Annotated in this window: 29 protein-coding genes; 18 read left to right on the forward strand and 11 right to left on the reverse strand. The window is 30.8% G+C overall.

The window, feature by feature from the left end; genetic code table 11:
- Window positions 1–95: 95 nt before the first annotated feature.
- From tmoX to tmoV, 6 genes are all read left to right on the forward strand, one after another.
- Window positions 96–1040 carry a trimethylamine N-oxide ABC transporter substrate-binding protein TmoX gene (gene tmoX, locus AC5SLO_RS01470; protein ID WP_494573439.1) on the forward strand — a complete coding sequence of 315 codons (945 nt, stop codon included), beginning with the start codon at window positions 96–98 and terminating at the stop codon, window positions 1038–1040.
- Window positions 1041–1102: 62 nt separating this feature from the next.
- Window positions 1103–1564 carry a hypothetical protein gene (locus AC5SLO_RS01475; protein ID WP_494573440.1) on the forward strand — a complete coding sequence of 154 codons (462 nt, stop codon included), beginning with the start codon at window positions 1103–1105 and terminating at the stop codon, window positions 1562–1564.
- Between the two features lie 35 nt (window positions 1565–1599).
- Complete coding sequence (locus tag AC5SLO_RS01480) at window positions 1600–1977, forward strand: MORN repeat-containing protein (protein ID WP_494573441.1); 378 nt, start codon at window positions 1600–1602, stop codon at window positions 1975–1977.
- A complete protein-coding gene (locus AC5SLO_RS01485) occupies window positions 1977–2528 on the forward strand; it encodes a hypothetical protein (RefSeq protein WP_494573442.1) in 552 nt (183 codons plus the stop codon). Before AC5SLO_RS01480 ends, AC5SLO_RS01485 begins: the two co-directional genes overlap by 1 nt.
- 64 nt (window positions 2529–2592) lie before the next feature.
- The gene (tmoW, locus tag AC5SLO_RS01490; RefSeq protein WP_494573443.1) at window positions 2593–3624 is read left to right on the forward strand and encodes a trimethylamine N-oxide ABC transporter ATP-binding protein TmoW; all 1032 of its coding nucleotides are present in this window, start codon (window positions 2593–2595) and stop codon (window positions 3622–3624) included.
- Window positions 3625–3627: 3 nt separating this feature from the next.
- Window positions 3628–5781 carry a trimethylamine N-oxide ABC transporter permease protein TmoV gene (gene tmoV, locus AC5SLO_RS01495; RefSeq protein WP_494573444.1) on the forward strand — a complete coding sequence of 718 codons (2154 nt, stop codon included), beginning with the start codon at window positions 3628–3630 and terminating at the stop codon, window positions 5779–5781.
- Here tmoV and AC5SLO_RS01500 read toward each other — a convergent pair.
- Together AC5SLO_RS01500 and AC5SLO_RS01505 are read right to left on the reverse strand one after the other, a co-directional pair.
- Complete coding sequence (locus tag AC5SLO_RS01500) at window positions 5778–6152, reverse strand: cupin domain-containing protein (protein ID WP_494573445.1); 375 nt, start codon at window positions 6150–6152, stop codon at window positions 5778–5780. The two genes, tmoV and AC5SLO_RS01500, sit on opposite strands and share 4 nt — an antisense overlap.
- A 20-nt stretch (window positions 6153–6172) precedes the next feature.
- Complete coding sequence (locus AC5SLO_RS01505) at window positions 6173–7510, reverse strand: trimethylamine monooxygenase (protein WP_494573446.1); 1338 nt, start codon at window positions 7508–7510, stop codon at window positions 6173–6175.
- 80 nt (window positions 7511–7590) lie between these two features.
- Between AC5SLO_RS01505 and AC5SLO_RS01510 the strand changes: the two genes are divergently transcribed.
- The 4 genes from AC5SLO_RS01510 to AC5SLO_RS01525 are packed head-to-tail and all read left to right on the forward strand — an operon-like array spanning window position 7591 to window position 10773.
- Complete coding sequence (locus AC5SLO_RS01510; protein WP_494573447.1) at window positions 7591–8619, forward strand: 2-dehydropantoate 2-reductase N-terminal domain-containing protein; 1029 nt, start codon at window positions 7591–7593, stop codon at window positions 8617–8619.
- A complete protein-coding gene (locus AC5SLO_RS01515) occupies window positions 8613–8807 on the forward strand; it encodes a hypothetical protein (protein WP_494573448.1) in 195 nt (64 codons plus the stop codon). The genes AC5SLO_RS01510 and AC5SLO_RS01515 overlap by 7 nt, the downstream gene beginning before the upstream one ends.
- A 14-nt stretch (window positions 8808–8821) precedes the next feature.
- Window positions 8822–9985, forward strand: coding sequence for an iron-containing alcohol dehydrogenase (locus AC5SLO_RS01520; protein ID WP_494573449.1), 1164 nt, complete (start codon window positions 8822–8824; stop codon window positions 9983–9985).
- Window positions 9982–10773, forward strand: coding sequence for a type 1 glutamine amidotransferase (locus tag AC5SLO_RS01525; protein ID WP_494573450.1), 792 nt, complete (start codon window positions 9982–9984; stop codon window positions 10771–10773). Before AC5SLO_RS01520 ends, AC5SLO_RS01525 begins: the two co-directional genes overlap by 4 nt.
- Before the next feature lie 3 nt (window positions 10774–10776).
- Here the strand turns inward: AC5SLO_RS01525 and AC5SLO_RS01530 are convergent, their stop codons facing one another.
- Window positions 10777–12462, reverse strand: coding sequence for a formate--tetrahydrofolate ligase (locus AC5SLO_RS01530; RefSeq protein WP_494573451.1), 1686 nt, complete (start codon window positions 12460–12462; stop codon window positions 10777–10779).
- A gap of 125 nt (window positions 12463–12587) precedes the next feature.
- On the opposite strand from AC5SLO_RS01530, the gene AC5SLO_RS01535 reads away from it, so the two are divergent.
- The 4 genes from AC5SLO_RS01535 to AC5SLO_RS01550 are packed head-to-tail and all read left to right on the forward strand — an operon-like array spanning window position 12588 to window position 17693.
- A complete protein-coding gene (locus AC5SLO_RS01535) occupies window positions 12588–13844 on the forward strand; it encodes a sarcosine oxidase subunit beta family protein (RefSeq protein ID WP_494573452.1) in 1257 nt (418 codons plus the stop codon).
- The gene (locus AC5SLO_RS01540) at window positions 13845–14111 is read left to right on the forward strand and encodes a sarcosine oxidase subunit delta (protein WP_494573453.1); all 267 of its coding nucleotides are present in this window, start codon (window positions 13845–13847) and stop codon (window positions 14109–14111) included.
- A 1-nt stretch (window position 14112) separates the two neighbouring features.
- Window positions 14113–17109 (forward strand): sarcosine oxidase subunit alpha family protein, encoded by a 2997-nt coding sequence (locus tag AC5SLO_RS01545; protein ID WP_494573772.1) that lies wholly within the window; start codon window positions 14113–14115, stop codon window positions 17107–17109.
- Window positions 17106–17693 (forward strand): sarcosine oxidase, encoded by a 588-nt coding sequence (locus tag AC5SLO_RS01550; RefSeq protein ID WP_494573454.1) that lies wholly within the window; start codon window positions 17106–17108, stop codon window positions 17691–17693. Before AC5SLO_RS01545 ends, AC5SLO_RS01550 begins: the two co-directional genes overlap by 4 nt.
- Window positions 17694–17697: 4 nt before the next feature.
- Here AC5SLO_RS01550 and AC5SLO_RS01555 read toward each other — a convergent pair whose 3' ends face one another.
- Entirely contained in the window at window positions 17698–18549 is an 852-nt protein-coding gene (locus AC5SLO_RS01555; protein WP_494573455.1) for a DMT family transporter, read from the reverse strand.
- A gap of 106 nt (window positions 18550–18655) precedes the next feature.
- On the opposite strand from AC5SLO_RS01555, the gene AC5SLO_RS01560 reads away from it, so the two are divergent.
- Window positions 18656–18970, forward strand: coding sequence for a hypothetical protein (locus AC5SLO_RS01560; protein WP_494573456.1), 315 nt, complete (start codon window positions 18656–18658; stop codon window positions 18968–18970).
- Here AC5SLO_RS01560 and AC5SLO_RS01565 read toward each other — a convergent pair.
- From AC5SLO_RS01565 to AC5SLO_RS01575, 3 genes are read right to left on the reverse strand one after another with little or no spacing between them, the layout of a single operon-like run.
- Window positions 18960–19400, reverse strand: coding sequence for a hypothetical protein (locus AC5SLO_RS01565; protein ID WP_494573457.1), 441 nt, complete (start codon window positions 19398–19400; stop codon window positions 18960–18962). The genes AC5SLO_RS01560 and AC5SLO_RS01565 overlap by 11 nt on opposite strands.
- 3 nt (window positions 19401–19403) lie before the next feature.
- Window positions 19404–20150: an aspartate/glutamate racemase family protein gene (locus AC5SLO_RS01570; RefSeq protein WP_494573458.1), complete on the reverse strand. Its 747-nt coding sequence runs from the start codon at window positions 20148–20150 to the stop codon at window positions 19404–19406.
- A 36-nt stretch (window positions 20151–20186) separates the two neighbouring features.
- Window positions 20187–20534 carry a cupin domain-containing protein gene (locus AC5SLO_RS01575; protein ID WP_494573459.1) on the reverse strand — a complete coding sequence of 116 codons (348 nt, stop codon included), beginning with the start codon at window positions 20532–20534 and terminating at the stop codon, window positions 20187–20189.
- Between the two features lie 59 nt (window positions 20535–20593).
- Between AC5SLO_RS01575 and AC5SLO_RS01580 the strand changes: the two genes are divergently transcribed.
- Window positions 20594–21352 carry an alpha/beta fold hydrolase gene (locus AC5SLO_RS01580; protein WP_494573460.1) on the forward strand — a complete coding sequence of 253 codons (759 nt, stop codon included), beginning with the start codon at window positions 20594–20596 and terminating at the stop codon, window positions 21350–21352.
- 81 nt (window positions 21353–21433) lie between these two features.
- Here the strand turns inward: AC5SLO_RS01580 and AC5SLO_RS01585 are convergent, their stop codons facing one another.
- The 4 genes from AC5SLO_RS01585 to purE all read right to left on the reverse strand — a co-directional run bounded on the left by AC5SLO_RS01585 (window position 21434) and on the right by purE (window position 23782).
- On the reverse strand, window positions 21434–21640 hold the full coding sequence (locus AC5SLO_RS01585) for a cold-shock protein (protein WP_008545539.1): 207 nt from the start codon (window positions 21638–21640) through the stop codon (window positions 21434–21436).
- Window positions 21641–21762: 122 nt separating this feature from the next.
- Window positions 21763–22227, reverse strand: a complete 465-nt coding sequence (locus AC5SLO_RS01590) for a GNAT family N-acetyltransferase (protein WP_494573461.1) — start codon at window positions 22225–22227, stop codon at window positions 21763–21765.
- A 9-nt stretch (window positions 22228–22236) separates the two neighbouring features.
- Window positions 22237–23283, reverse strand: coding sequence for a 5-(carboxyamino)imidazole ribonucleotide synthase (locus AC5SLO_RS01595; protein WP_494573462.1), 1047 nt, complete (start codon window positions 23281–23283; stop codon window positions 22237–22239).
- A gap of 7 nt (window positions 23284–23290) precedes the next feature.
- Window positions 23291–23782 carry a 5-(carboxyamino)imidazole ribonucleotide mutase gene (purE, locus tag AC5SLO_RS01600; protein WP_494573463.1) on the reverse strand — a complete coding sequence of 164 codons (492 nt, stop codon included), beginning with the start codon at window positions 23780–23782 and terminating at the stop codon, window positions 23291–23293.
- A 114-nt stretch (window positions 23783–23896) separates the two neighbouring features.
- On the opposite strand from purE, the gene AC5SLO_RS01605 reads away from it, so the two are divergent.
- Both AC5SLO_RS01605 and AC5SLO_RS01610 read left to right on the forward strand, forming a co-directional pair.
- Window positions 23897–24865: a membrane dipeptidase gene (locus AC5SLO_RS01605; protein ID WP_494573464.1), complete on the forward strand. Its 969-nt coding sequence runs from the start codon at window positions 23897–23899 to the stop codon at window positions 24863–24865.
- On the forward strand, window positions 24865–26517 hold the full coding sequence (locus tag AC5SLO_RS01610; RefSeq protein WP_494573465.1) for a hypothetical protein: 1653 nt from the start codon (window positions 24865–24867) through the stop codon (window positions 26515–26517). Before AC5SLO_RS01605 ends, AC5SLO_RS01610 begins: the two co-directional genes overlap by 1 nt.
- Window positions 26518–26522 lie beyond the last annotated feature (5 nt).

A 26522-nucleotide genomic window follows, 5' to 3' on the forward strand; every position in this document is an offset into this window, starting at 1 on the left:
TATATTTTATATGAAACATAATATAATCAAAATGAGTTGACTAGAAGTTTAATTAAGAACATACTTTAAAGATTAAATTAATAGAGGGAGAAAAAATGAAAAAAATAACATCATTAATATCTGCTCTGATAATTACTGTAGTAAGTTTTACAGGAATATCTAACGCAGCAGATAGTAAAAAACCTATCGTAATCCCAACTCATAACTGGTCAAGTCAAATTGTAATGGCTTATGTTATTGGTGGAATTTTCGAAAGTATGGGTAATAATGTTAGCTATGTAAATGCTGACTCTCAAGCAGTATACGAGTCAATTAGAATTGGTGACGTATCTATTTCTCATGAAGTATGGGAATCTGCTTTTGGTAAGTCATTTACTACAGCATTAGACAAAGGTGGTTTACTTGATTGGGGTGATCACGAAGCAAGAACTCTAGAGGATATGGGTTATCCTAACTGGGTTGCTGAAAAAGGATTATGTCCAGGTCTACCAGATTGGACTGCTTTAAAAAATCCTGATTGTGCGAAAAATTTCGTAACACCTGACTCAGGTGGAAAAGGAAGAATGCTTGAAGGTCCACAAACTTGGCATGGAGATTTGATACCTCAAAGGGTTGACGCTTTAGGCCTAGGTGATCTTTGGATGGTTAAATTCGCTGGAAGTGCAGATGCACTTTGGGCAGAGTTATCAGCCGCTGAAAAAGAAGGAAGAGGAACAATTATCTTCAACTGGACACCAAACTTTACAGATGGTGCTGGTTTTACATTTATCGATTTTCCTCCATACACAGCTGGTTGTAGACCAGAAGACGGTGGAGATGGTAAATGTGGTTCGCCAGATGGTTATTTGAAAAAAGCAGTAAATGCTGATTTTCCAAAAACTCATCCAGCAGCAGCTGCGGCATTCAAAAAAATGTCATTCTCTACAAGTCAAATTGGTGCAATGGCAGCTTTAGTTGACGTTGACAAAATGACTCATGAAGATGCTGCAAAAGCATGGTTAAAAAAGAACAAAAAAGTTTGGAAAGCTTTTACTAAATAAGGGTAAAGCTTTTAAATTTGAATCTCTCCCAACAAAGTTGGGGGAGATTTTTTTTTAATAAAATGATCAGATATCTAGCAGTAATAATTTTTAGTTTATTTTTTGGCAATCTTTCATTTGCTAAAGATATAAATATTCAAGAAAATATAGATTTAAAATTTATATGTGATTTAGAAAAAAAAATAATAAAAAATTTAGAATACAATTATCAAACATTTTTAGCTAAAGATTTGGATGAAAAGGGTCTTGATAAATTTGAAATTATAGCATCAAAACCAGAAGAACTTTTTGTAAATGGATTATCTTTATTTCTTTCAAAATCTGAAGAATTAAATGTTAAAGTTGTAAATAAAAATATAATTTTGTTTAAATCCATAGATCAAGAAAAAAAATATTCAGAGTCAGCTATTATAGATAGAAAATCTGGAGAATTAATTCATGAAATTACACGAAATATTAAAAGCAAAAACTCTGAAAAAGAAATTTCTTTTTATTCATGTAGCAAAAAAGAGAAAAAAGTTTGATTTTTTTTTTAATGAATTTTGTGTAAAATATTAAAATGAAAAAATATCTCATTAGCATAATTTTAAGCTTGTTGATTATATCTTCAGCATTTGCGCGAAGCACTGGATGTAAAGAAGGAAATTGTGAAAATGGTTATGGGAAATGGATTTACACTGACAAAACAACATATGAAGGTGAGTGGGTTGGAACCAAAAAACATGGTCAAGGAACTGAAACCTGGCCAAATGGATATATTTATAAAGGAGAATTTAAAAATAGTGAGTGGAGTGGCATAGGCACTCTAAGTTTTCCTGATGGCTCAACATATGAAGGTGAATGGAAAAAAGGCTTTATGAACGGCCAAGGTACTTTTACTTGGTCTGATGGAAAACAAAAATCAGGAACATGGGTTAATGGAAAGTTACAAGAGTAATGTTAAAAGAAAATTATTTACATAAAATAAAAGAGTTACCAGGTAGTATTAAAGAATTTGGTGGTTTGACACTCGTAATGATAATTGTAATTTTATTTTTTGCTATCTTGAATAACATTTTTGGAGAAGGAGACGAGCTTGTTGCAAAAATGAAAATTGAGGAAGAAAGAGTTGCTGAAACAAGAAAACTAGACAAGTTAATTTCAAGTCTTCCTTCAGGAATTTTAGTATATTTTGATGGGACTGATCATTTTAGACTAACTGATGAAGTTTATGAGAAAGTTTGTAATGCTACAAAGCTTATTCCACAACGTGCAATAATGGGAGCAAATTTTTTAAACTTTAGAGCACATGAGCTTTACACAATGAATGGTAATCAAATAAGTGATACATTTGTAAAATGGGACAAAGAAAAGAATAAATGTTTTGCAGGATTTGTAGTGAGTGGAGAAAACGTTGGTGTTGATGAAACAATTACTGTTAGTGGTGAAGCTTTAAGTTTTTTAAGCACAGGAATTGATACAAGAGTTTATTATATAAAAAATTTTTAAGGAGGAAAAAAATAATTATATCGATTTTAATTTATCTTAATTTCGTATAACCTAATTACAAGTTATGTCCGATCCAATAATCAAATGTGAAGGCGTTTATAAAATTTTTGGAGAAAATGCCAAAAAAATGCTTAATGAATCTAATGGCAATGTAGATGCAAAAACTTTTCAAGATAACGGATGTATTGTAGGCGTTAATAATGCTTCTTTTGAAGTTTTAAAAGGAGAAATGTTAGTTGTAATGGGTTTATCTGGTTCAGGTAAATCAACTTTATTAAGATGTATTTCTAGATTAACAGATGCAACAAGTGGAAAAATTTTTATTGAAGGGCAAGATTTACTTCAACTAAACAATAAAGAGCTAATTGATCTAAGACGAAATAAAATGGGAATGGTTTTTCAAAGTTTTGCTCTATTACCTCACAAAACAGTTGTAGAGAACATTGCTTTTCCACTTCAAATTAAAGGAATTAAAACTGAAGATAGTATTAGTAAAGCAATGGAAATGGTAAAATTAGTTGGTCTTGATGGAAGAGAAAACTATTTTCCAAGAGAACTCTCAGGAGGTCAACAACAAAGAGTAGGTATCGCCAGATCATTAGCTGTTGAACCAGACATATGGTTTTTAGATGAACCTTTTTCGGCGTTAGATCCATTAATAAGAAAAGAAATGCAAGACGAGTTTTTAAGACTTCAAGGAAAATTACAAAAAACAATAATGTTTATTACCCATGATTTTGATGAAGCTTTAAAACTAGCGGATCGAATTGCGATTATGAAAGACGGTATTATTGAACAATTAGACACACCAGCCAATATTGTTTTAAATCCCGCAACAGAATATGTAAGAAAATTTACTGAAGAAGTCCCTAGAGAAAAAGTTCTGCTAATTGAAGATGTAATGGACGTAATTACAAAAGAAAATTTAAGTGATTTAAAAGTTTCAAAAGATGAAATTATTGAAAATGTAGCAGAAAAAATTCTAACTCAAGAAAAAACAGTATCTGTAGTAGATGAAAATAATCAAATTGTAGGTTCTATTAATCCATCAAAAATAATTAATACAGTTTTTGGAGGACGTAAAAATAACAATTAAAATATGGAATTTATTAAAAAATATCCCAAATTATTTCAGTGGTTATTTTTATTAATTGTATTTTTTGCACTATGTTTTGCTATTGATGTTCCCGAAACATACAATTTTATTAGAGGACAAGCAGAATTTATTAAAGATCCTAACCAAAGTTCATACGTCTTATTTGGTAAAGAGGTAAGATATTATGCCTTTGATGTTTTTTGGAGATTACCACCGCTTCTAGGGTGGCTTCCTATTTGGATAAATGACTCTTTATTTTTCTTAATGAATGAGTGGATGCCAATGGAGTTTTGGAATGAAGATACTCAAGAGTTTAAAACTCGACCCTTAGTGCTGCAAATCACTAGAAATTTAACTTCTTTTATGACTTTTCTTATTGAGCTAATAAGAGAGTTTTTGTTAGGTGGGCTTAATACTATTGTTGCATTTTCTAGTTGGGACTGGATTGACGCTAATCCTTGGGCAGAATTACCAGGGTTACCATGGACAATCGTGGCAGCAGGGGCAACAATTTTAGCTTATAAACTTAGTGGTAAGGGTCTTGCGTTATTTGCTGCTTTAGTCATGATTTATATTTCCATTTTTGGTCAATGGAAACCTTCGATGCAAACACTCTCTTTTATATTAGTTGCAGCACCTTTATCATTTATTTTTGGTTTAGGCCTAGGGATTGCAGCATTTAAAAGTAAACGAGTTGAGAAAGCTTTATATCCAATACTTTTGGTAATGCAGACTATGCCTCAATACGCAGTTTTAGTTCCAGCAATTGTTCTTTTTGGAGTTGGTGATCATGCAGCTGTAATTATAACTATGGTTGTTGCAGTACCGCCAATGATACTACTAACTTTATTGGGTCTTAGAGGTATATCCCCAGAGGTTATTGAAGCAGGTAAAATGAGTGGATGTAGTAATTGGCAATTGATGTCTAAAGTATTAATTCCAACAGCCAGAAGAGATATATTAATTGGCGTTAACCAAGTTATCATGGTTTGCTTTTCTATGGCTGTTATTTCAGCTTTTATAGGAGCAAAAGGTTTAGGATTTAATTTATTACTAGCTTTAAATCAGTTAAACATAGGATTAGCGTTAGAAGCTGGACTATGTATAAGCCTGATTGCAATCTTATTAGACAAAATGTCTTTAGCTTGGGCTAATAAACAAATTGATTATTTTGGAAACTTAACTTTTTTTCAACGTCATAAAAATACATTCTTTTTTATTGTAGCTATAATATTAGGGATTGTATTTGCATACATTGGATCTTTTTACTTTAAAGAAGGTTTTAATTATTTTTTTGAAATTCCACATAACAAAGGAATATCGACAGCTGATTTTTGGAACAAAGGGGTTGATTGGATTTTTGATACATTCTTTGTATATATAAAAGCATTTAATACTTGGTTAATTGTAGATGTGCTTCAGCCAATGCGTGCTTTATATTTAAGAATGCCTGCTGTAGCCACATTAGTTTTGGTTGTTGGTGCAGGATATATAATAGGTGGCATTCGTTCTGCTTTAATTGTTTGTGGATTAACATTATTTATAGCATTAAGTCCATGGTGGGATAGAGCTTTAGTTACAACTTATATGGCAACCTTTGGAGTTGTCATATCTTGTATAATTGGATTTACAGTTGGCACTTTGTGTTTTCAAAATAAAAATTCAGCAAGTTTTATGTTGGGTGTTTGTGATATTTTTCAAACATTTCCATCATTTGTATATTTAATACCTGTAATGATGCTTTTTGGAATAACAGATACGTCGGTATTGATTGCGGTAATAGTTTACGCAACTATTCCAGCAACAAGATATACCATTGAGGGATTAAGAAGTGTTCCTGCAGCCTTACATGATGCAGCAACAATGTCGGGTGTAACAAAATTTCAAAGATTATTCAAAATAGAATTTCCTTTAGCATTTCCTCATATGATGCTTGGTTTAAATCAAACAATAGTATTTGCTCTATTCATGGTGATTATCGGTGCATTTATTGGAACAGAAGATTTAGGTCAATATATTCTTAAGGCCTTGTCGGACAAAAATGGAGCGGGTATAGGATTAACACTAGGACTCTGCGTTGCCTTTATTGGCTTGATATTTGATAACTTAATTAGAACTTGGGTTGATCAGCGAAAGAAACACCTTGGGTTAAGTTAGCTTAGATATTTAACCTCTGAAAAACGATCTGTTGGAAAAATCCAATAAAATTCTAAAGTTTCTTTTCCATTATTTTTTAAAGCGTGTTTTTCATTTCCGCCAATATATACAACGTCACCTTTTTTGATTTTTTCTAAATCACCTGATTTATTTAATATACCTTCACCATTTGTAATCACATATATTTCATCAGGAGAATGATAGTGAAGAGTTAAATCACCTCCCGGTGCTATTTCAGCATAACCAAGTGATAGTCCAGAACTCCCATCAAAATCTTTATCAATTAAAAATTTCCATCTCACTCCTGGGTATTTATCCGTGGTTGTCCAATCTTGATCAGAGACAGATTTAAGGTTTTTTACAAATATCATATAAATTAAATATTAAATATTTATTTTTTTTGATCTAAAAAAACTTTCAAAGAGTCGTCCATTGCAGTTTCCCATGGTGTATGATGAACTGGTCCAACAGATCCCGTTACCGGTGAAGAGAAAGATTTATTTCTATAAGTCATAATATTTTCAACTTTATGATGTTCCCATTCTTTAAAATGTTTTCTGATTAATTCAAAATCAATTTTAGGATAATCAGATAAAGAGTGGAGTTCTTTGGTATATTCAGTTTGAAAATCAATCATTTGATCTGGATTTTCTAATTTTTCTTCCATCGATACCCATTTATTTATGTCTGTTTCAATTTCTGAGTCATTTGGAATTTTTATTTTTCCCATTATAACATCTCGCGCATACCAAGCCTGACAATCAAACATATTAAAAGTATGAAACTGATCTTGCATACCTAAATACATTAGTTTGTGATTATTTTGCCAAACAACACCTTTATATAATTTTGGTGGATACAATCTATTGCTAGTTTTAAGTTTAAGATCTTCAGATAAAAAAGGGAAATGGTGAAGATAGCCAGTGCAAAGAATAACAGCATCTGTTTCTTGTTCATGACCGTCCTTAAAAATTGCTTTATTGCCCTCAAGTCTATCTAAGTGAAAAACTTCCTTCATTCCTTTAGGCCACTTAAATCCCATTGGATTATGTCTGTAGCCTATGGTTACACTTTTTGCTCCATATTTATGACACTGAAGAGCAACATCTTCAGCAGAATAACTACTTCCCAAGACAACAACATTTTTTCCTCTAAATTCTTCTGCATCTCTAAAGTCATGAGAATGCATTATTCTTCCAGGAAATGATTTCATTCCTGGGTATTCTGGAATGAAAGGGACTGAAAAATGACCCGTTGATACAATCACATAATCAAATATATCTTTTAAAATTTTATTATTTATCTTATCTCGATAAGAAACTTCAAAACTTTTACCATTATAAGAAACATTGGTAACAGACGTATTAAATTTGACTTTATCTTTTAAATTTCCTTTTTTAACTCTACCTAAAATATAATCGTACAATACTTCCCTAGGTGGAAAAGATGGAATTGGTTTTCCAAAGTGTTCATCAAATGAATAATCTGCAAACTCTAGACATTCTTTAGGACCGTTTGACCAAAGATATCTATACATACTGTTAGGTACAGGGTCTCCGTATTGGTCAGAACCTGTTCTCCAACTGTAATTCCATAAGCCTCCCCAATCTTCTTGTTTATCAAAACAAACTATTTCAGGTATCTTTTCACCTTTTTTTTCAGCTTGTTCAAAAGATCTCAAAGCAGATAAACCACAAGGTCCAGCACCAATAATTGCCACTTTTGTCATAAAATCACCTCTCCCTAATAAATTTATAACTGTACTTTATCAACAAAATGCTAAAAGTTAATATAAAAAAATACAGTATTATGAAAAAAATTATTATTATTGGTGCTGGAGCAATGGGGTCAGCATTCGCTGTTCCATGCCTTGAAAACCAGAATGAAGTAACACTTGTTGGTACACATTTAGAAGATGATTTAATAAATAAAATTAAATTAAATAATAATTTCCATCCAGCTTTAAATATTGAATTACCATCAAAATTGAAGGTAGAAAAATTTGAAAAATTACGATCAATACTTGAAGATAAGGTAGATATAATTGTTGCTGGAGTTAGTTCTATAGGAATTGAATGGTTTGTTAATCAAATATCAAAAAATTATAAAAAAAATATTCCCATTATTTTATTAACAAAAGGTTTGGCCATAGAGGATAATGAATTAATAACACTTTCAGATAAAATTAAAAAACTTCTAAAAAATCAAGGTCAAACTGAAGTAAATGTTTCAGCGATTAAAGGTCCCTGTTTGGCAGCTGGTCTTGCAAATAAAATGAGAACAGGTACAGTTATTGCCAATCCAAACATTAAAGAAACTGAAAAACTAAAAAAATTTATATCAACTGATTATTACTCAACAGAAACTTCAGATGATTTAACAGGTGTAGAATTAGCTGGTGCAATTAAGAATATATATTCAATGTTGATTGGGGCTTCTGAGGGATTGAGTAACTCTAAAGCTTCAAAAGAAATTCAATCTAAGTATTATTTAAACACATCTGCTTCATTAATTCATAGATCAATTTCTGAGATGGTAGAATTTGTTTCTTACTATGGAGGCAAAACAGATACAGTTTATGGTCTAGCTGGCTTGGGTGATTTATATGTCAGTGCAATAGGTGGAAGAAATAGTTTAATGGGTAAATATTTAGGAGAAGGCTATCTTTATAAAGATGCTAAAGAAAAGTTTATGAAAAATATTACAGTTGAAGGAGCACAACTTGCTTTAGAGATTGGACCAAAAATTTTAGAAGAACTTGATCAAAACGACTTCCCACTTATGTTTAGTATGTTAAAAACTATTTGTGAAAATAAAAAATTAGAAATTAAATGGTAAAAAATATATTAATATTTTTTTTTATAATACTTGGAATGGTAGTTATTTTAAATTTTAGCGATCATAATCTTAAAAGAGCTGTAGATGCTTGTTTAGCAGGAAGCCAAAAATTATCTAAATCTAAAATTGTTGATCTTGAAGAAGCTAAAAAATTTTGTGAAGAAGAAATTAAAAAAAAGAAAAATTAGAAAGAGATTAACTCATGAATTCAAATTGGAATTATCCAACAACAATGTGGGTTGGCAAAAACAGAGTTAAAGATTTAAGTATTGCTTGTAAAACTTTAAATATTAATAAACCATTGCTAGTAACTGATAGTGGTCTAGCTAAATCAAAAATTGTAAATAATGTTTTAAACAACCTAAAAGAAAATGGGATTTTGGTTAAATTATATTCAAATGTTGTTGGGAACCCAACTGGCACCAATGTAACTGAAGGTGCTGATTATTATAATAAAAATAATTGTGATGGAGTAATAGCTTTTGGTGGAGGTAGTGGCTTAGATGTTGGTAAGGCTATCGCATTTATGTCGGGTCAAACACAGTCTATTTGGGATTTTGAGGATGTTGGTGATAACTGGACTAAAGCAAACCCTGATAAAATTGCACCAATTATTGCTGTACCCACAACTGCAGGCACCGGTTCTGAAACAGGACGAGCATCAGTAATATTAAATGAAGAAACGGGTGTAAAAAATATTATTTTCCATCCTAAATTTTTACCTTCAATAGTTATTTTGGACCCAGTTTTAACAGTTGGATTGCCTGCAAAGATTACAGCTGCAACTGGTATGGATGCACTAGCTCATAACCTGGAAGCATATTGTGCTCCAGGATACCACCCTATGGCTGATGGAATTGCTTTAGAGGGCATGAGATTAATTAATGAATGGTTACTTGAAGCAGTTAACAATGGATCAAATATTGAAGCAAGGCAAAACATGCTAACAGCTGCTAGTATGGGGTCAACAGCATTTCAAAAAGGACTAGGAGCAATTCATTCATTAAGTCACCCAGTAAATGCATTAAATAATATTCATCATGGTTTATCGAATGCAATATTCATGCCTTATGTTTTGACATTTAATAAAGATGTTATCGAAGAGAAAATAATTAAGATTTCTGATTTTTTAAAACTTAAAGATAGATCTTTTGATGGTTTTGTTAATTGGGTTTTAGATTTAAGAAAAAAACTAGATATGCCTCATAAATTATCAGAAGTGATTGATGAAAAAGATTTTGATATTGATAAATTATCAAAAATGGCTTTAGCAGACCCATCTACTGGAGGAAATCCAAAAAAATTAACTGAGGATGATATGAGGATAATGTACCAGCACAGTATGACAGGTGAATTGTTTAAATGAGTGATTTGAATATTTTAATTGTTGAAGGAAATATTAGAGAAGATAGTGAATTTTTTATTAAAGCAGCTGGAGCTTCTGCGGCAGATAACTTAAAAAACTTAATTTTAAAAATAGAACCATCTACAATTACTGAAATTATAAACCCTGGTCATGATGATGAGACAGCGAATGCTCTAAAAGATATGAATAAATATAATGGAATTGTGTTTACCGGTGGTGCAATGCGAATAAATGATATGACAGATGTGATTAAGAAACATATTAATTTTGCATCAAATTGTTTTATTCAAAAAAAAAAGATTTTAGCTATTTGTTGGGGGTTACAAGTCTGCACAACAGCGGCTGGGGGCAAAGTAAACCCTGGAAAAAAAGGTGCCCATATTGGAATTGCATCAGATGTAATTATTAACAATGAAGGTGAGAAGCATTTTATTTATAAAGATAAAAAAAAGATTTTTACATCACCAGCATTTAATTTTGATGAAGTAAGTGAATTACCAAAAAATGCTATTCTTCTATCAAGTGATAAAGTTAACAATGTAATGGGTGTTAGTTTTAATGCAGGAAACTCCGAAATTATTGGCCTACAGTATCATCCTGATTATGAGTACTTTCAGATGCTTAAACTTATTGAAGGTCGTAAAGAACGACTATTTGTAAATAAAAATTTTTTAAATGAAGAAGAGTATGAAAACCATATCTCTTATATAAAATCTCAAAACGAACTATTAGATTTTAATAATAGGACATGCGAAGTTAGAAACTGGATTAATTATCTACGTAACTAATTTTTAAAATAGACCTTCAATCTCACCGTCTTTATTTAGCTTAATCGAGTCTGCAGCTGGAACTCTTGGTAACCCAGGCATCGTCATAACGGCTCCACATATAACAACAATAAACTCTGCTCCAGAAGAAAGTTTAATCTCCCTAATTGGTAAAGAGTGTCCTGTTGGTGCACCTTTTAAGCTTGGATCTGTTGAGAAGCTGTATTGAGTTTTTGCAATACAAATTGGAAAGTCACCATATCCAGCATCTTCAAAGCTTTTTAATTGATCTCTAATTTTAGTATCTGCAATAACCTCATCTGCTCTGTAAATTTCTTTTGCAATTGTTTCTATCTTTTTAAATAGAGGAGTTTTACTCTCATATAAGAATTTGAATTTATCCTCTTTTTTCTCACATAATTCAGCAACATGACTTGCAAGTTCTTTTGTACCTTCACCACCATTTGCCCAATGAGTACAAAGACTTGCTTTAACTCCAATAGTGTCACAAAATTCTATTAATGCTTTTACTTCGTTATCTGTGTCTTTAATAAAATGATTAACAGCTACTGCAACTGGTAAACCAAATTTCTTTACATTTTCCACATGTCTTTGAAGGTTAACCAAACCTTTTTTTAAGGCTTCTACGTTTTCTGTTTTAAGATCATCTTTTGCTACACCACCATGCATTTTTAATGCTCTAATAGTTGCAACAATTACAACACAGCTAGGTTTTAAATCTGATTTTCTACATTTAATATCAAGGAATTTTTCTGCACCAAGGTCTGCACCAAATCCAGCTTCTGTAACAACATAGTCAGCAAGTTTTAATCCAGTCTTTGTAGCAATTACAGAATTACAGCCATGAGCAATGTTTGCAAAAGGGCCACCGTGAATAATTGCAGGATTATTTTCTAAAGTTTGAGTAACATTAGGTCTAATTGCATCTTTTAATAATACCGTCATTGGTCCTTGTGCTTTTAAGTCTTTAGCATAAATAGGTTTTCTATCTCTAGTATAGGCAATTGTAATATTTCCTATTCTCTTTTCTAAATCTTCTAAATCATTTGATAAGCAAAAGATTGCCATGATTTCAGATGCAACTGTTATATCAAAACCATCTTCTCTTGGAAAACCATTTGCAACTCCACCTAAATTTATATTTATAGATCTTAAAGAACGATCGTTCATATCTATTACTCTTTTCCAAACAATTCTTCTAACATCGATGTCTAATTTATTTCCCCAATAGATATGATTATCAATTAAGGCTGACAGCAAATTATGAGCTGATGTTATTGCATGAAAATCTCCAGTAAAATGTAAATTAATTTGTTCCATTGGAACTACTTGAGCATAACCACCACCTGCTGCTCCACCTTTCATTCCAAAAGAGGGACCAAGGCTTGGTTCTCTTAAACAAACAATAGATTTTTTTCCAATTTTATTTAATCCATCATTTAAACCAACTGAAGTTGTTGTTTTTCCTTCACCAGCTGGAGTAGGAGTGATTGCTGTCACTAATACAAGTTTTCCATTTGGTTTATTTTTTAAAGTATCTAAATATTCTAAATTAATTTTTGCAATGTGCCTTCCCATTGGACTAAAAGCAGCACTTTCATCAGGTACATTTATCTTTGCTAAAATATCATTTATAGGTTGCATTTTAGCTTCTCTAGCTATTTGAATATCTGACTTAACTTCGCTCATTTAAACTCCTATAAAATTAATTTTTAATGATCAATTGATATCCTATTATAATTTTTTGGAAACTTCTAAAAAATATATATAAAAAAAATAAGAACTATTTATATTCGTTTGTATAAAATTATTTAATGCAAAAATATTCTATATTTAATTTGATCAAAAATGCTTTTTCTGGTCATCAAAATTGGGATTTAGCCTGGAAAGATCCTACTCCTAAAAAAGAGTATGATGTTGTCATAATTGGTGGAGGCGGACACGGTCTAGCAACCGCTTATTATTTAGCAAAAGAGCACAATATTACGAATGTCGCCATTATTGAAAAAGGATGGATAGGAGGAGGAAATGTTGGAAGAAATACCACAATCATTAGATCAAACTACATGCATGATGATAACGCTTTATTTAGTGAATTTGGAATGGATTTGTGGAGAAAGATGAGCCAGGATTTAAATTACAATGTAATGTTTTCCCCAAGAGGAATTATTAACCTTGCTCACTCAGATGCCCAGATGAATGTTTTTGCAAGAAGAGGAAACTCAATGCGATTAAATGGTATCGACGCAGTTTTATTAAATAGAGAAGAAGTGAAAGAAATTATTCCAATGGCTGACTTTTCAGACAATGTAAGGTTTCCTATATTCGGTGGATTGATGCAACCAAGTGCAGGTACTGCTCGTCATGATGCGGTAGCTTGGGGATATGCACGACAAGCAGATTCTATGGGTGTAGATATAATTCAAAATTGTGAAGTAACAGGTTTTGATGTTGTGAGTGGAAAAATCCAGGGAGTTAGAACTTCACGTGGAGATATTAAAGTTAAAAAAATTGGACTTTGTGTTGCAGGCAGTACAAATATTTTAGCAGAGAAATTAAATATGACATTGCCAGTTGAAACACATCTTTTACAAGCTTGTGTTTCAGAACCAGTTAAGCCTGTTTTAGATAGAGTTGTAACTTTTGGTGCTGGTCATTTTTACATAAGTCAGTCAGACAAAGGTGAGATGGTAATGGGAGGAGATTTAGATGGTTATAATAGTTATGCACAAAGAGGTAACCTTCCAACTCTACAACATGTTTTAACCGAAGGAATTGCAATGATGCCGTTTCTTAGCAAACTAAAAATGCTCAGAACTTGGGGTGGGATAATGGATATGTCTATGGATGGTTCACCTATAATAGATAAAACTCATATTGAAGGATTGTATTTAAATTGTGGATGGTGTTATGGTGGGTTTAAAGCAACACCTGCATCAGGATGGACATTCGCACATACAATTGCACAAGATAGAGTTCACAAATTAAATGCTGGGTATAGTTTGAATAGATTTAACACAGGTCACTTACTAGATGAAAAAGGACTTGGAACTAAAACATGGATTTCATAAATGCTCCATATTAAATGTCCTCACTGTGGGATGAGATCTCAAAATGAATTTTCATATGGTGGAGATGCAACTGTTAAAAGACCAGAGCTTAATAAGGAAGTTTCAGACCAAGATTGGAATAATTTTGTCTATAATAGAAAAAGCTTAAGAGGAAAACACAAAGAGTTATGGCAACATATATCAGGATGTAGACAGTGGATTAAAGTAGAAAGAGACACTGCAACTCATGAAATATTCAAAACAGTTAAAGCAAATGAAGAACTTTAGTATGAAGCAGGATTATAGATTAAATGATATTGGTTTAATAAATAGAGACAAAAAGATTTCTTTTAAATTTAATGGTAAAAAATACTTTGGTTACGAAGGGGATACGCTGGCTTCAGCCCTATTAGCTAATGGAGTTCATTTAATAGGAAGAAGCTTTAAGTATCATAGACCCAGAGGCTTTTTTGGAGCGGGAGTGGATGAGCCTTATGCAGTTGTCCAGCTCTATAGAAATAATGAAACTGAACCTAATGTAAAAGCTACAGAACAAGAGTTGTTTGAAGGCTTAGAAGCTAATAGTGTCAATTGCTGGCCAAGTGTAAATTTTGATATTGGTGCTATAAATAATTTTTTAAAAATATTTTTACCAGCAGGATTTTATTACAAAACTTTTATGTGGCCAAAAAGCTTTTGGTACAAAGTTTATGAACCTTTTATAAGAAAAGCAGCAGGACTTGGGGTAGCATCAATTAAACATGATAAAGAGAGATACGAACATAAATATGAGTACTGTGATTTACTAGTTGCAGGTTCAGGACCTTCTGGTTTAGCAAGTGCATATGCTGCAGCTAAAAATGGTGCCAGAGTTATATTAGCAGAGGATAAACCAAGGTTTGGTGGATCATTGTTAACTAGTGAAGTTAATATTGGTAATCAATCAGGAAAAGAGTGGGCAGATAATATAATTTCAGAACTTAAAGAAATGCCCAATGTTATTGTTAAAAATAGATCTCAAGTATTTGGTTATTATGACCACAATATGCTCGTGATGTCTGAAAAATTAAGTGATCATTTGCCTAAAACCAAAAAATATAATCCTAAACAAAGATTATGGTATATCAGAGCTAAAGAAGTTGTAATTTCATCTGGATCAATTGAAAGACCATTAGTATTTGGAAACAATGATACACCAGGTGTGATGTTGTCTTCAGCTGCAAAAGAATATTTAAAAGTCTACGGGGTTTTAGTAGGTAAAAAACCATTAATTTTTACTAATAATGATAGCGGATATGAAACAGCTATAGAATTTAAAAAAAATGGAGTTGATCCAGTTGTTTTAGACACGAGAAAAGAACTAAAATCTGAAATTATAGATGAAGCAAAAAAATTAAATATTCAAATTAAATTTTCTTACGTAGTTGTTGCAGCCAAAGGATATAAAAAAGTTAAATCTGCTGAGGTTGCTAAAATTTCAGATGATAAAAAAAAATTAGGAGCTTTAGAAAATATTAATTGTGATTGTATTTGTGTTTCAGGCTTTTGGACTCCAACAATACACTTAGCTTCCCAATCAGGAAATAAAACAACTTTTAATAAAGAGATAGATGCATTCGTGCCAGGACTATCAAAACAAAATGAAACAACCTTGGGTGCTGCAAATGGAACTTTCACATTAGAAGAAACTTTAAAAAAATCATTTGAAAGTGGATATGAACTTTCAAAAAAAATTACTAAAAATGAAAACAAAACATCAACTCCAACAGTTATGGAGAAAAAATCAACTACACATGATAAATTTTGGTGTGTACCTTTGCCTAAAGACAAAACATATAAAAGATTTTTAGATTTTCAAAACGATGTAGCAGTGTCCGATGTAGAAATTGCACTTAAAGAAGGTTATCGATCAATAGAACATGTAAAGAGATACACGACACTAGGAATGGCTACAGACCAAGGAAAAACAAGTAACCTCAACGGTTTGCAACTAGTTTCAAACATCGAAAATAAAATAGTGCCAGAAGTAGGTCATACAACTTTTAGACCTCCATATACACCAGTTACTATTGGTGCAATTGTTGGAAGAGAAATTGGCAAACATTCTAAACCAACAAGAAAATCACCGATGCACACTTGGCATGAAAAAAATAATGCAGTGTTTGTAGATGCGGGCGTTTGGTTGAGACCAAGATATTACAAAATTGGAGAAGAAACTTTATTTGAAGGTTCAAAAAGAGAAGCTAAAAATGTTAGAACAAATGTAGGAGTTTGCGATGTAACTACTTTAGGTAAAATTGACATTAAAGGACCTGATGCAGCAGAACTACTAAATCGAGTTTATACTAATGCTTGGTTAAAACTGCCCGTTGGTAAAGCTAGATACGGTGTAATGTTAAGAGAAGATGGAATTGTTATGGATGATGGAACAACAACGAGGATTTCTGAAAACCATTATCATATGACAACAACAACAGCACAAGCAGCAAATGTTTTATCTCATCTTGAATATTATCTACAACTTGTATGGCCAGAACTAAATGTAAATGTAGTTTCAACTACAGAGCAATGGGCTGGAGCAGCAATCGCTGGACCAAAATCTAGAGATTTATTGCAAAAACTATTTCCAAATATTGATGCTTCAAATGAAGGGTTACCTTTTATGGGGTATTTAGAAGCTAATTTATTTGGAGTTCATGCACGAATTTTTAGAATTTCATTTTCAGGAGAGCTTGCTTATGAAGTTAATGTAGAATCTGATAATGGAAACTTTATGTGGGAGAAAATAATGGAAATAGGACAAGAATTTAAAATTCAACCCTATGGAACTGAAGCATTATCAACATTAAGAATTGAAATGGGACACATTGCAGGATCAGAACTTGATGGAAGAACTATTCCTTATGACAACTCTTTAGAAGGACTGGTCAGTAAAAAGAAAGATTTTATAGGAAAACGCTCTTTAGATAGGGAGGCATTTACAGCAAAAGATAGACAAAAGGTAGTGGGAGTTGTTCCAATTGATAAGAAAACAAGTATCCCTGAAGGATCTCATTTAGTTAAAGACGCAATGGCTCCAATCCCAAATCCTAAATTAGGATATATTTCAGCATCTTGTTGGAGTGTTGAATATGATAATCCGTTTTCCTTAGCAATTCTCAAGGATGGAAAAAATATGATAGGACAAAAACTATTTGCAATGTCACCTTTAAAAAATAAAACAATACCGGTTGAGATTGTTTCATCACATTATGTAGATCCAAAGGGTGAAAGGGTAAGGTCATGAGCTCAATTTCTGCTTTAAAAAATATTCATAACAAAGGTTTATTTGGTGATCATGAAGGAAAAAATGATAATGAGTTGTTAAAAGTAAGTGAATTAACTGATTTTCTAATTATTCAAATTTTTAAATATAGTAGTTCTGCAATAGCTATTGAAAATATTAGGTTAGATAATCTGAACTTAAAAAACGAAGCTCTAAATATAAGCTGTAACACTAATACAAGAATTTTATGGAATGGCCCAAATAACTGGCTTTTAGTTTCTTCAAAAAAAGAAATTATAAAAGAAATTAATGAAAAATTACCAGTAACAGATTTTGCTATAACAGATACATCTCATAGCAGAGCAATAATTCAAATAGAGGGAAACAATACAAAAGAGATTTTAAAAAAGGGATGTCCTTTTAATTTTAATGAATTAAAAAAAGATACATGTTTAAATTCAATTTATAACGGAATGTCGGTTACAATTGATATGTTAGATGATAATCCAGATAAAGTTAGAATGTTCACATTAAGAAGTTTTGGAGAATCCTTTTACCATTCAATTACTGATGCTTGCTTAGAGTTTGGCTATAAAGGAGTTTAAAAATTTATTGCTTTCTTGTTGCTATATAAACACCAAGAGTTACCACAGCAAAACCAATTAAATCTAGATTATTTAATTTTTCATTTAAAAATAACCAGGCCATTATTGCTGTAGTTGGCGGTATTAAAAAAAATATAGAAACAGTTTTACTTGCTGAGTTATTTTTAATTAAAAACATTAAGATTGTAAATGCTCCAAAAGATACAAGAAATATTTGGTGACTCATTGCTATTAAGAATGTGGATGTAAAATTAATATAAGGTTCACTAAAAATTAAAATAATTATTATGTGAAAAGAACAGCCACCTATTGCTTGATACATGTTGCTGACAGACAAAGGTAAATTGTTGCTTATTTTTTTTTGCCATAAAGTAGATGTTGTAATCGCCAGAAGAGCAACAAAAGATGCTACCACTCCAAAAACAGGAAGGCTTGATCCAATATCAAAACCTAAAACTAAAGCAGCACCAATAAATCCAAGGATCACGCCAATCCATTGCATAAAAGTAACTTTTTCACCTAAAAATTTTCCTGCTAAAGCATTAGTTAAAATTGGCTGCAAGGTTACAATTAATGCAGCAATACCTGTGGGCATTCCAATTGAAACTGAATAAAAAACACCCCCTAAATAAACACCATGAAAAAGCACTCCACTCAAAAGTGACTGCAGAAGGTTTTTCGAGTTAGTTAAAATTTTTTGTTTTGTGTAAATTGAATAAATATAGAAACCAAATGCTACCACAAAAAATCTAAAGGCTAATGCAGCAAAAGGATCACTGTTATCTATTATTGGTTTTGTTGTCACAAATGCTGAGGACCACAAAATAATAAAAATGAATGGAAAAATTTTAACCATATCAAGGTTATAGGCCATATTTTATAGCAATATTAGAGATTAATATGCAAAATGAACACTTTCTCTCTTGAGTTGTGCTTTTAAATACTTAGGATTGATATGGAGAATGATGAGTCTAAAAAAAATATTTGCTGGATTATTTTTGCTATTTTTTCTTAATGGCTGTGTACAAGGTACAGCTTTATTGGGACCAGCTTATACATTGGCTGGTACAGGTAGTATCTATCAAGCTGGTCTTTCATATGGATCGAACCAAGCAATAACAAAAATTACAGGAAAATCTCCTACTGAAAATATAAAAAGTTTTACAGATAGAAAAAAATCAAAAATTGATGAAGAGCAAAACTACGATGAGTTTTTTACATTAGTAAAAAATAGAATAGAAAAAACAAGTAAAATTATTAATTTAGCTAATCAGTAATACCCAATAAAAGTTGCTCTGATTGTCCAGTTTCTTTGCACCAAAGTTCATAACTTTCACACATACGCCATAAGAATTGGTTTGCTCTATTAGATGCATCAATGAGAGTATTATTTTCAGTCTCATAAAGTTTAGGAATTTTAATTAAATTTTTAACAGTCATATCTTTTTGAATTTTTAAAAGTTTGATGGTTTCATCTGGTATTTTTTTTCCAGTATCTTTGTCCAAATATTCATTTTTCTTTAGTTCACTAAACCATTCATCATGTAATGCGCCAGTACTTAATTTTGCAAATTCATTAGTTTCCATGAATTTATTAATAGCTTGTTTTACATCGATCTCTGGATATTTGTTTTTTTCGATGGAAACATAGGAGTAAATAATTTCAGCCATATATATAACATATGGCTTTTTGACTTTTGCGCTCATTATCTATTTTTTATATTTTGCCATACAAGAGTTAGCTAATATTAAATTAGGATCAAGATACAATTTTGAAACTTTAGCATTTTGTAGAGATTTATAAGCAAAAATTGCTATAGGTATCTCAGTACAACCAAGTATTATTTTTTTACACTTTTGTTTAATTAAATATTTAATTGCAGGCTTGATAGTTTTTTCTGCCAATTTTATATTCCCCATTTTTACATGTTTGATAGTTTTATTTACTGAACTTGCTTGTAAATTATTTGAAGGTTTGATTAATACAAAATCTTTTTTAAAAATTTTATCATAAATCTCTGTTTTTAAAGTTCCTTCTGTTGCAAGAAGTCCAATTTTAGAATTTTTCTTACAACTTTTTTTTGTTTGTGTAAAAACTTCTTTAGGCATGTTAATGACGGGTATCTTGATTTTTTTCTTTAAATCTTCATACCAATAGTGTGCAGTATTACAGGGTATCACAATAAATTTGCACCCACTTTTTTCTAATGATTTACAACCCTCTAACAAACTTTTTAAAACGCTATTGTATTTTTTTGTATTTTTGGAATTCCTTGGAATTGTAGATAATAATTTAGTTTGAACACCTATAGATTCTGGTCTTCCAGGAATATTTGACTTGTTATAAAGCATGAATAGAGGGTATTCTTGATCACTTTTTCCTCTATTTAACATTGCAAGTTTATTGCAAAAATCAAGCCCTGCTTGAGTTCCCATTCCACCTAAAATTCCAATCATAAATATATATTTTTTATTAAATTTATTTAATATTTCCTAAAGAGGTTTATTGATACCTCTCATAAAAACTAAAATTAAGCAACCATCTTTAGTATAAGACGAATGTGTTGAGCCTGGTTCGTAAGTAACAAAATCACCTTTTTTAAAAACCTTATTATCTGGATCAGTTAATTCACCTTCTAACATCAAAAACTCCTCAAAACCTGTATGAACATGGGGCAAACTTTTTGTATTTGGCTCCATCTTTAAAAGATAAGTTCCATTACCACCATTTTCTTTATTATAACTTATTTTATGCCAACTCATTCCAGGCACAACTACCCCATAATTATCAAATGGAGTGAATTCAACATTATAAAGGTCAGTTATTTTTCTATTTGTCATGCTTGTTAGTTACTTATTATTAAATTGTTATATCTGATGATTATTAATAAAATATAAATATGCAAGATATATTTATTGAAGATGTGGGAAGTGGCACTCCATTAGTGTTAGTGCATGGTTTTTTAGGATCTTCTGAGATGTGGACTTTACAAACTGACTTTTTTAAAAAGAATTTTAGAGTTTTGGCACCAGCATTACCTGGTTTTGGAAAAAGTAATAAAGTTAACTCATATAATTCAATTGAAGGTATGGCTAAATCTATATTGACAAGTTTAGAAAAAAAGAAAATAGAACGTTTTTATTTATTAGGTCACTCAATGGGTGGCATGATTGTGCAAGAAATGGCAAAGTTAGCAGGTGAAAAAATATTAAAATTAATTTGTTATGGTACAGGACCAAGAGGAAATATACCTGGCAGATTTGAAACCATAGATGTTTCTAGAGACAAACTAAAAATTAATGGACTGGATAACACAGCTTATAGAATTGCAAAAACATGGTTCATTGAAGAGGATAAATCTAAATATTTTTATTTATGTGAAGAAGCGGGTAAACAAACTTCTTTAGAGGCGGCGGACAATGCTCTTGTTGCTATGAAAAATTGGAGTGGTATTGAAAATTTAAAAAATATTAAGAATGAAACTTTGATAATTTGGGGAGATCAAGACAAAGCCTATAATTACAATCAAGTAGAAACTTTAAAAGAAAATATTATAAATAGCGATCTTAGAATAGTTGATGGCTGCTCTCACAATGTTCATTTAGAGAAGCCAGATGAATTTAATTCAATAGTAAGTAATTTTCTTAAAAAAAACTGATTGGTATTGGCTGAAATATTTAGCTAAATAATTAAAAAATTAATTTAATTAAAAAATTGCAGCCAATAAAAAGTGTGAAAATTATGCAGTTTTTAAATTTACTGCAGAAGGACCTTTTGGACCATCTTCAACATCGAAAGTCAAAGCTTGACCTTCATCTAAACCATTCATACCAGCATCTCTTACAGCTGAAACGTGAACGAATACATCTTTTTCTTTATCTTCTCTTTCAATAAAACCAAAACCTTTAGTTGGATTGAACCATTTTACTTTTCCTTGTAGACTCATATTTATCTTCTTACTTTTTGTTATGTTACTTTTTATTACTTATAATTAAGTAATATCGCTTTGTTTATATTTATTGAGGTTTTGTCAACAAAAAATAGAATATTTATCTAATTTAAACTTTATTAGTTGTTTATTAGCATGCTCATATAAACTGAATTAACGTCTTCTTTGTAGTGCGAGAAGGGTCCAGTAACTTTAAATCCAGATTGGGTAAAAAGTTTTCTAGCATTTTTAAAGAAAACACCCGATCCAGTTTCCAGGCTTAATTTCTTAATATTTAACTTTTTAGCCTCAAAAATTAGGTGATTGATAACCTTTATGCCATTACCTTTGCCTCTAAATTTATCATTAACTCTGATAGATTTAAACTCACCATGCTCTTTATCTAAAAATTTAAGAGCTCCACAACCCATTAATACCTCATCTTCCCATAAGCTCCAAAATTTTATAGTAGGATTTTTTAATCCTGCGATATCGAGTACATGAGCGCTTCCCTCTGGTGATACGGATCTCAGTTCTATAAAATGCTTAACTAAAAGTGAATTAACATCTGGATGATCAAAGTTACCTTCAATTGATTTTAACATGAAAATTTTTTAACTAATTAAAGTTGTTAAGTGGCCCATTTTTCTTTTTTCTTTAATTTCTTTTTTTAAATAGTCAAAGAAAAATTCATTTTCAGCATATTTCTTGTCTCTATAATTGATTATTTGATTTCCAATTATATTTAACATTTGGGCATCAGAGATTTTTTTAATAGGCAGTTGATCTAATTTACAAACAGCTCTTATATGGTTTTCAAACTGACTAATATTATAGGCATTAATAGTTAAATGGCCAGAGTTATGCACTCGTGGCGCTATTTCATTTACATATAAATTTTCATTTCTGTCTATGAAAAACTCAACACACAAAGTTCCCACATATTTTAGTTCTTCAGCAATTTGTGTTGCCCATAATTTTGATTGCTCTAATATTTTTTTATTAATCTCTGCTGGTATTTTAGAGCTTCTTAAAATTTGATCTTCATGTACATTTTCAATAGGTTCATATATTTCATATTTTCGAACATCAAACCTTGTAATAATAATTGAAATTTCTTTTTTGAGTTTGACTAATTTTTCTAAAACATAACCTTTTGAATAATCAATATTCAGAGAATTTAAAGCTTCTAAATTTTGAATTGGATGTTGGCCTTTGCCATCATACCCCAAAGTTACAGTTTTAAGAATTCCAGGCAAAAGATCCTCAACAGACTCTATTTCAGATTTTTTTTCAATTGAAACGTATCTTGTAGTTCTAATATTCAAATTATTAATGAAATCTTTTTCTGCTAATCTATGTTGAATTATTCTATTAACTGAAGGTTTTGGCAAAACAGGTTTTATCTTATTGATTTCTTTTAGTGTCTCATAAGGAATATTTTCAAATTCATAAGTAATAACATCAACTTTGCTAATGAATTCTTTAATCTTATTTTGATCATTATATTCCCCATGAATAAAATCATTTGCAAATTGTTGGGCAGGAGCGTCTACATCATCGCAAAAAATTACAGTTTTAATTTCTAATTTTTTTGCTGCAACTGCTAGCATGCTACCTAATTGACCTCCGCCTATTATTCCAAGAGTTGGTTTAAACATATGTAAATTATTTAGGTTTTTTTTTAACAGCTTTACTTTGACTTGAGCGCCATTGATCTAATTTTTCTTTTACACCAAGATCATTTATTCCAATTATAGATGCCGCTAATAACGCAGCATTAATTGCACCATCCTCACCAATTGCTAAAGTACCTACTGGTATACCTTTTGGCATTTGAGCTATTGATAAAAGACTATCTAGTCCTTTAAGTTTTTTACTTTCAATTGGAACTCCCAAAACTGGTATTGATGTAAGTGCAGAAATCATTCCCGGTAAATGAGCTGAACCACCAGCACCAGCTATAATAACCCCTATATTATTTTTTTCTGCATCTTTAGCATATTGATACATTCGATCTGGTGTTCGATGAGCTGATATGATTTTAGTTTCATATTTTATATTTAATTTTTTTAGGGCTTTTTCACAAAATATCATGGTTTTAAAGTCAGATTGACTACCCATTACAATTGATACTTTTTTTTTATTATTTTTGCTCATTTAATCTAATTCCATCTTAACTTAAATTGTTATTTCAAATTAAGTTAAATATTTCAATAAAATTAATAGAATTTATTCAACTTATTGATATTCTTTATAACAAATAAAATCATTATGAATTTCAAAATTGATAACTTGCAATACTGCAATTGGTCTAGAGAAGTTTTTCAAATTAATAGGGAAGCAGGTCTTGATGCGATACACGTAACTATTGTTTATCATGAAGATTTTAATGAGTTAAAAACAGTGGTTAAACAATGGGAAGATCATTTTACAAAAAATTCAGACCTTATATTTCATGGTAAAGATTTTAAAGATATTGAAAAAGCAAAATTAGAAAATAAAACTGCAATATTTTTTGGTTTTCAAAATTGCTCTCCTATAGAAGACGATATTGGCTTAGTTGAAAAGGTATATAATCTTGGCTGCAGATTTATGCAATTAACTTATAATAATCAATCGTTACTAGCCACAGGCTGTTATGAAAATACAGATAGTGGAGTTACAAATTTTGGAAGAGAAGTAATTAAAGAAATGAACAGACTGGGATTTGTAATTGACATGTCTCATTCTGCGGAAAAGAGTACAATTGATGCAATTAAAATAAGTGAAAAACCAATTGCAATCACTCACGCCAATCCATCATTCTGGCACCCAGCAAAAAGAAATAAATCTAATGAACTTTTAAAAATTTTATCTGAAAATAAAGGAATGTTAGGACTGTCTCTTTATTCACATCATTTAAAAAATGGCAAAAATTGTACGCTAGATTGTTTTTGTGAAATGGCAGCAAAAACTGCTGAAATAATGGGAGCAGAATATATTGGAATTGGCTCTGATCTTTGTTTGAATCAACCAGACACTGTTGTTGAGTGGATGAGAAATGGTACCTGGACAAAAAGTAGAAATTATGGAGAAGGCTCTAAAAATAAACCAGGTTTTCCTGAGCAACCAAAATGGTTTTTAGATGCAAGAGGTTTTAAAAATATAGAAGCTGGCCTTAAAAAAGTTGGCTTTTCAGAAAATGAAGTAAACGGAATTCTAGGAAATAATTGGTATAATTTTTACAAAGGTATGAATTAATGAATGTTGAGTTAAGAGACCCCAATGTAGTAATGAAATTATCTAGACTTGGATCATTTCACCAATCTAAACTTTCATTTTTAAGAAGTTTTTTAAATGAGTTTAAAGACTGGGATTATAAAAGAGATTTATTTGAATTAAATGAGAAAGGGTATGGAACGGCAGTTTATTCATTTAAGAAAAAAAATAGAGTGTATTCCCTAATCTGCTTTGCTAATGAATTAGACGAAAGCGAAAGATCAGACAGAGTAATTGCTACAAAGTGGGACGCAGCCTTCACGCTTCATGATGGTGTTCCTACAAAACAAGATATTGAACGTTTAAGAAATGAAGTGCCAAAGCAAGAATTTGGAAGGCTTTCTTTTAAAGAATTAACACTATCCAGAGCCAATAAATCAGTTAGAGTTTTTAATCATGTTGTTGAAAATTTAAGTGAGGGCAAACAACCTGATAAAAATTTACTAAATAGTGTTGGATATTTATATAGAACTACAGCAGTTTATGGTTCAGGTAAGTTTGGGTTAGCAGATAGATTTAGAATTAAAGATAGAGAAGAAATATATGGACCTTTTAGACTGGAAATGATGTTGGTTTATTTAGTTCGACAATTTACTTTTGATCAAGTCAATCATGTTGCAAAAACTAAAAATCCAAAAAAAGCCGTAAAGCTTGATGAAAATATTTGTAAAAGTTTAGGCATTGGAAATTCAACTGGGCTTGGCATGGCCCCATTTATTGTTAATCATCCAACACTTTTAAATAATTGGATATCAGCAAGAGAAATTGCTCTAAAAAAAATAAGAGAAATAAAAAAAGTATCAAAAAAAGATCAGAATATTTTTTTAGAATGTTTAAAAAAATCAATAAAAAATATTACTTCGTGGAATACTGAGAGTGAGTATCAAATAAATAAGATTAAGTCTTTACTTGAAGATTTAAATAGACTTATTTTGTTTTTAGATCAAAATTTTGATTTTGACCAAGAGTATGCTTTTAATGAATTGTACTCAAATTTAGAAAAGAAATATTGTGAGGAATGTATTGAGTATGTTGTTTCAATGATGATGGAGCCATATGATGATATTGTCTCATCACTTATTAAAGGAATGAGCTCAGAGGAAGAAAATTACTTTAATATTCCAACTGATAGAACTGTAGAAGAATTAAGAAAAATTATAGAAAATAAATATCCAGATATTTTAGATATAGATTTCTCTAAAGATGAAAATAATTTAAATTTTTGGTTTATATCAAAAAATAAAGAGGAGCCAAGATTAGCAAATAGATTTGATGAAATGGGTGCAGAATTAGAGCAGCCTCTTGCAATCGCTCGAGATATTAAACGATTATATGAAGTATTATTAGAAACTAATAATAATTGGACTATTGCTAAATTTTTATCAACCAATAACGAATTGAGACATGTTATTAGAAGAGTATTTATAGTTGAAAAATTTCCTTATTCAGAAATACAGGATAATACAATTGGTAAAACAATTATACCAATTGATATGTTGAGATTAAAATTGTCATTTTTTGGGGCTTTAAAATTTGATCCACGCTCTGATAAATGGTTAAGAATATGCATGTTTCAAGGCGCACCCTTACCAGAACAATTAAAAAACTATGACGAGTATTGGGTTTATAATTAAAGAAG

The organism is Candidatus Pelagibacter sp. PS_44 (assembly GCF_059417735.1).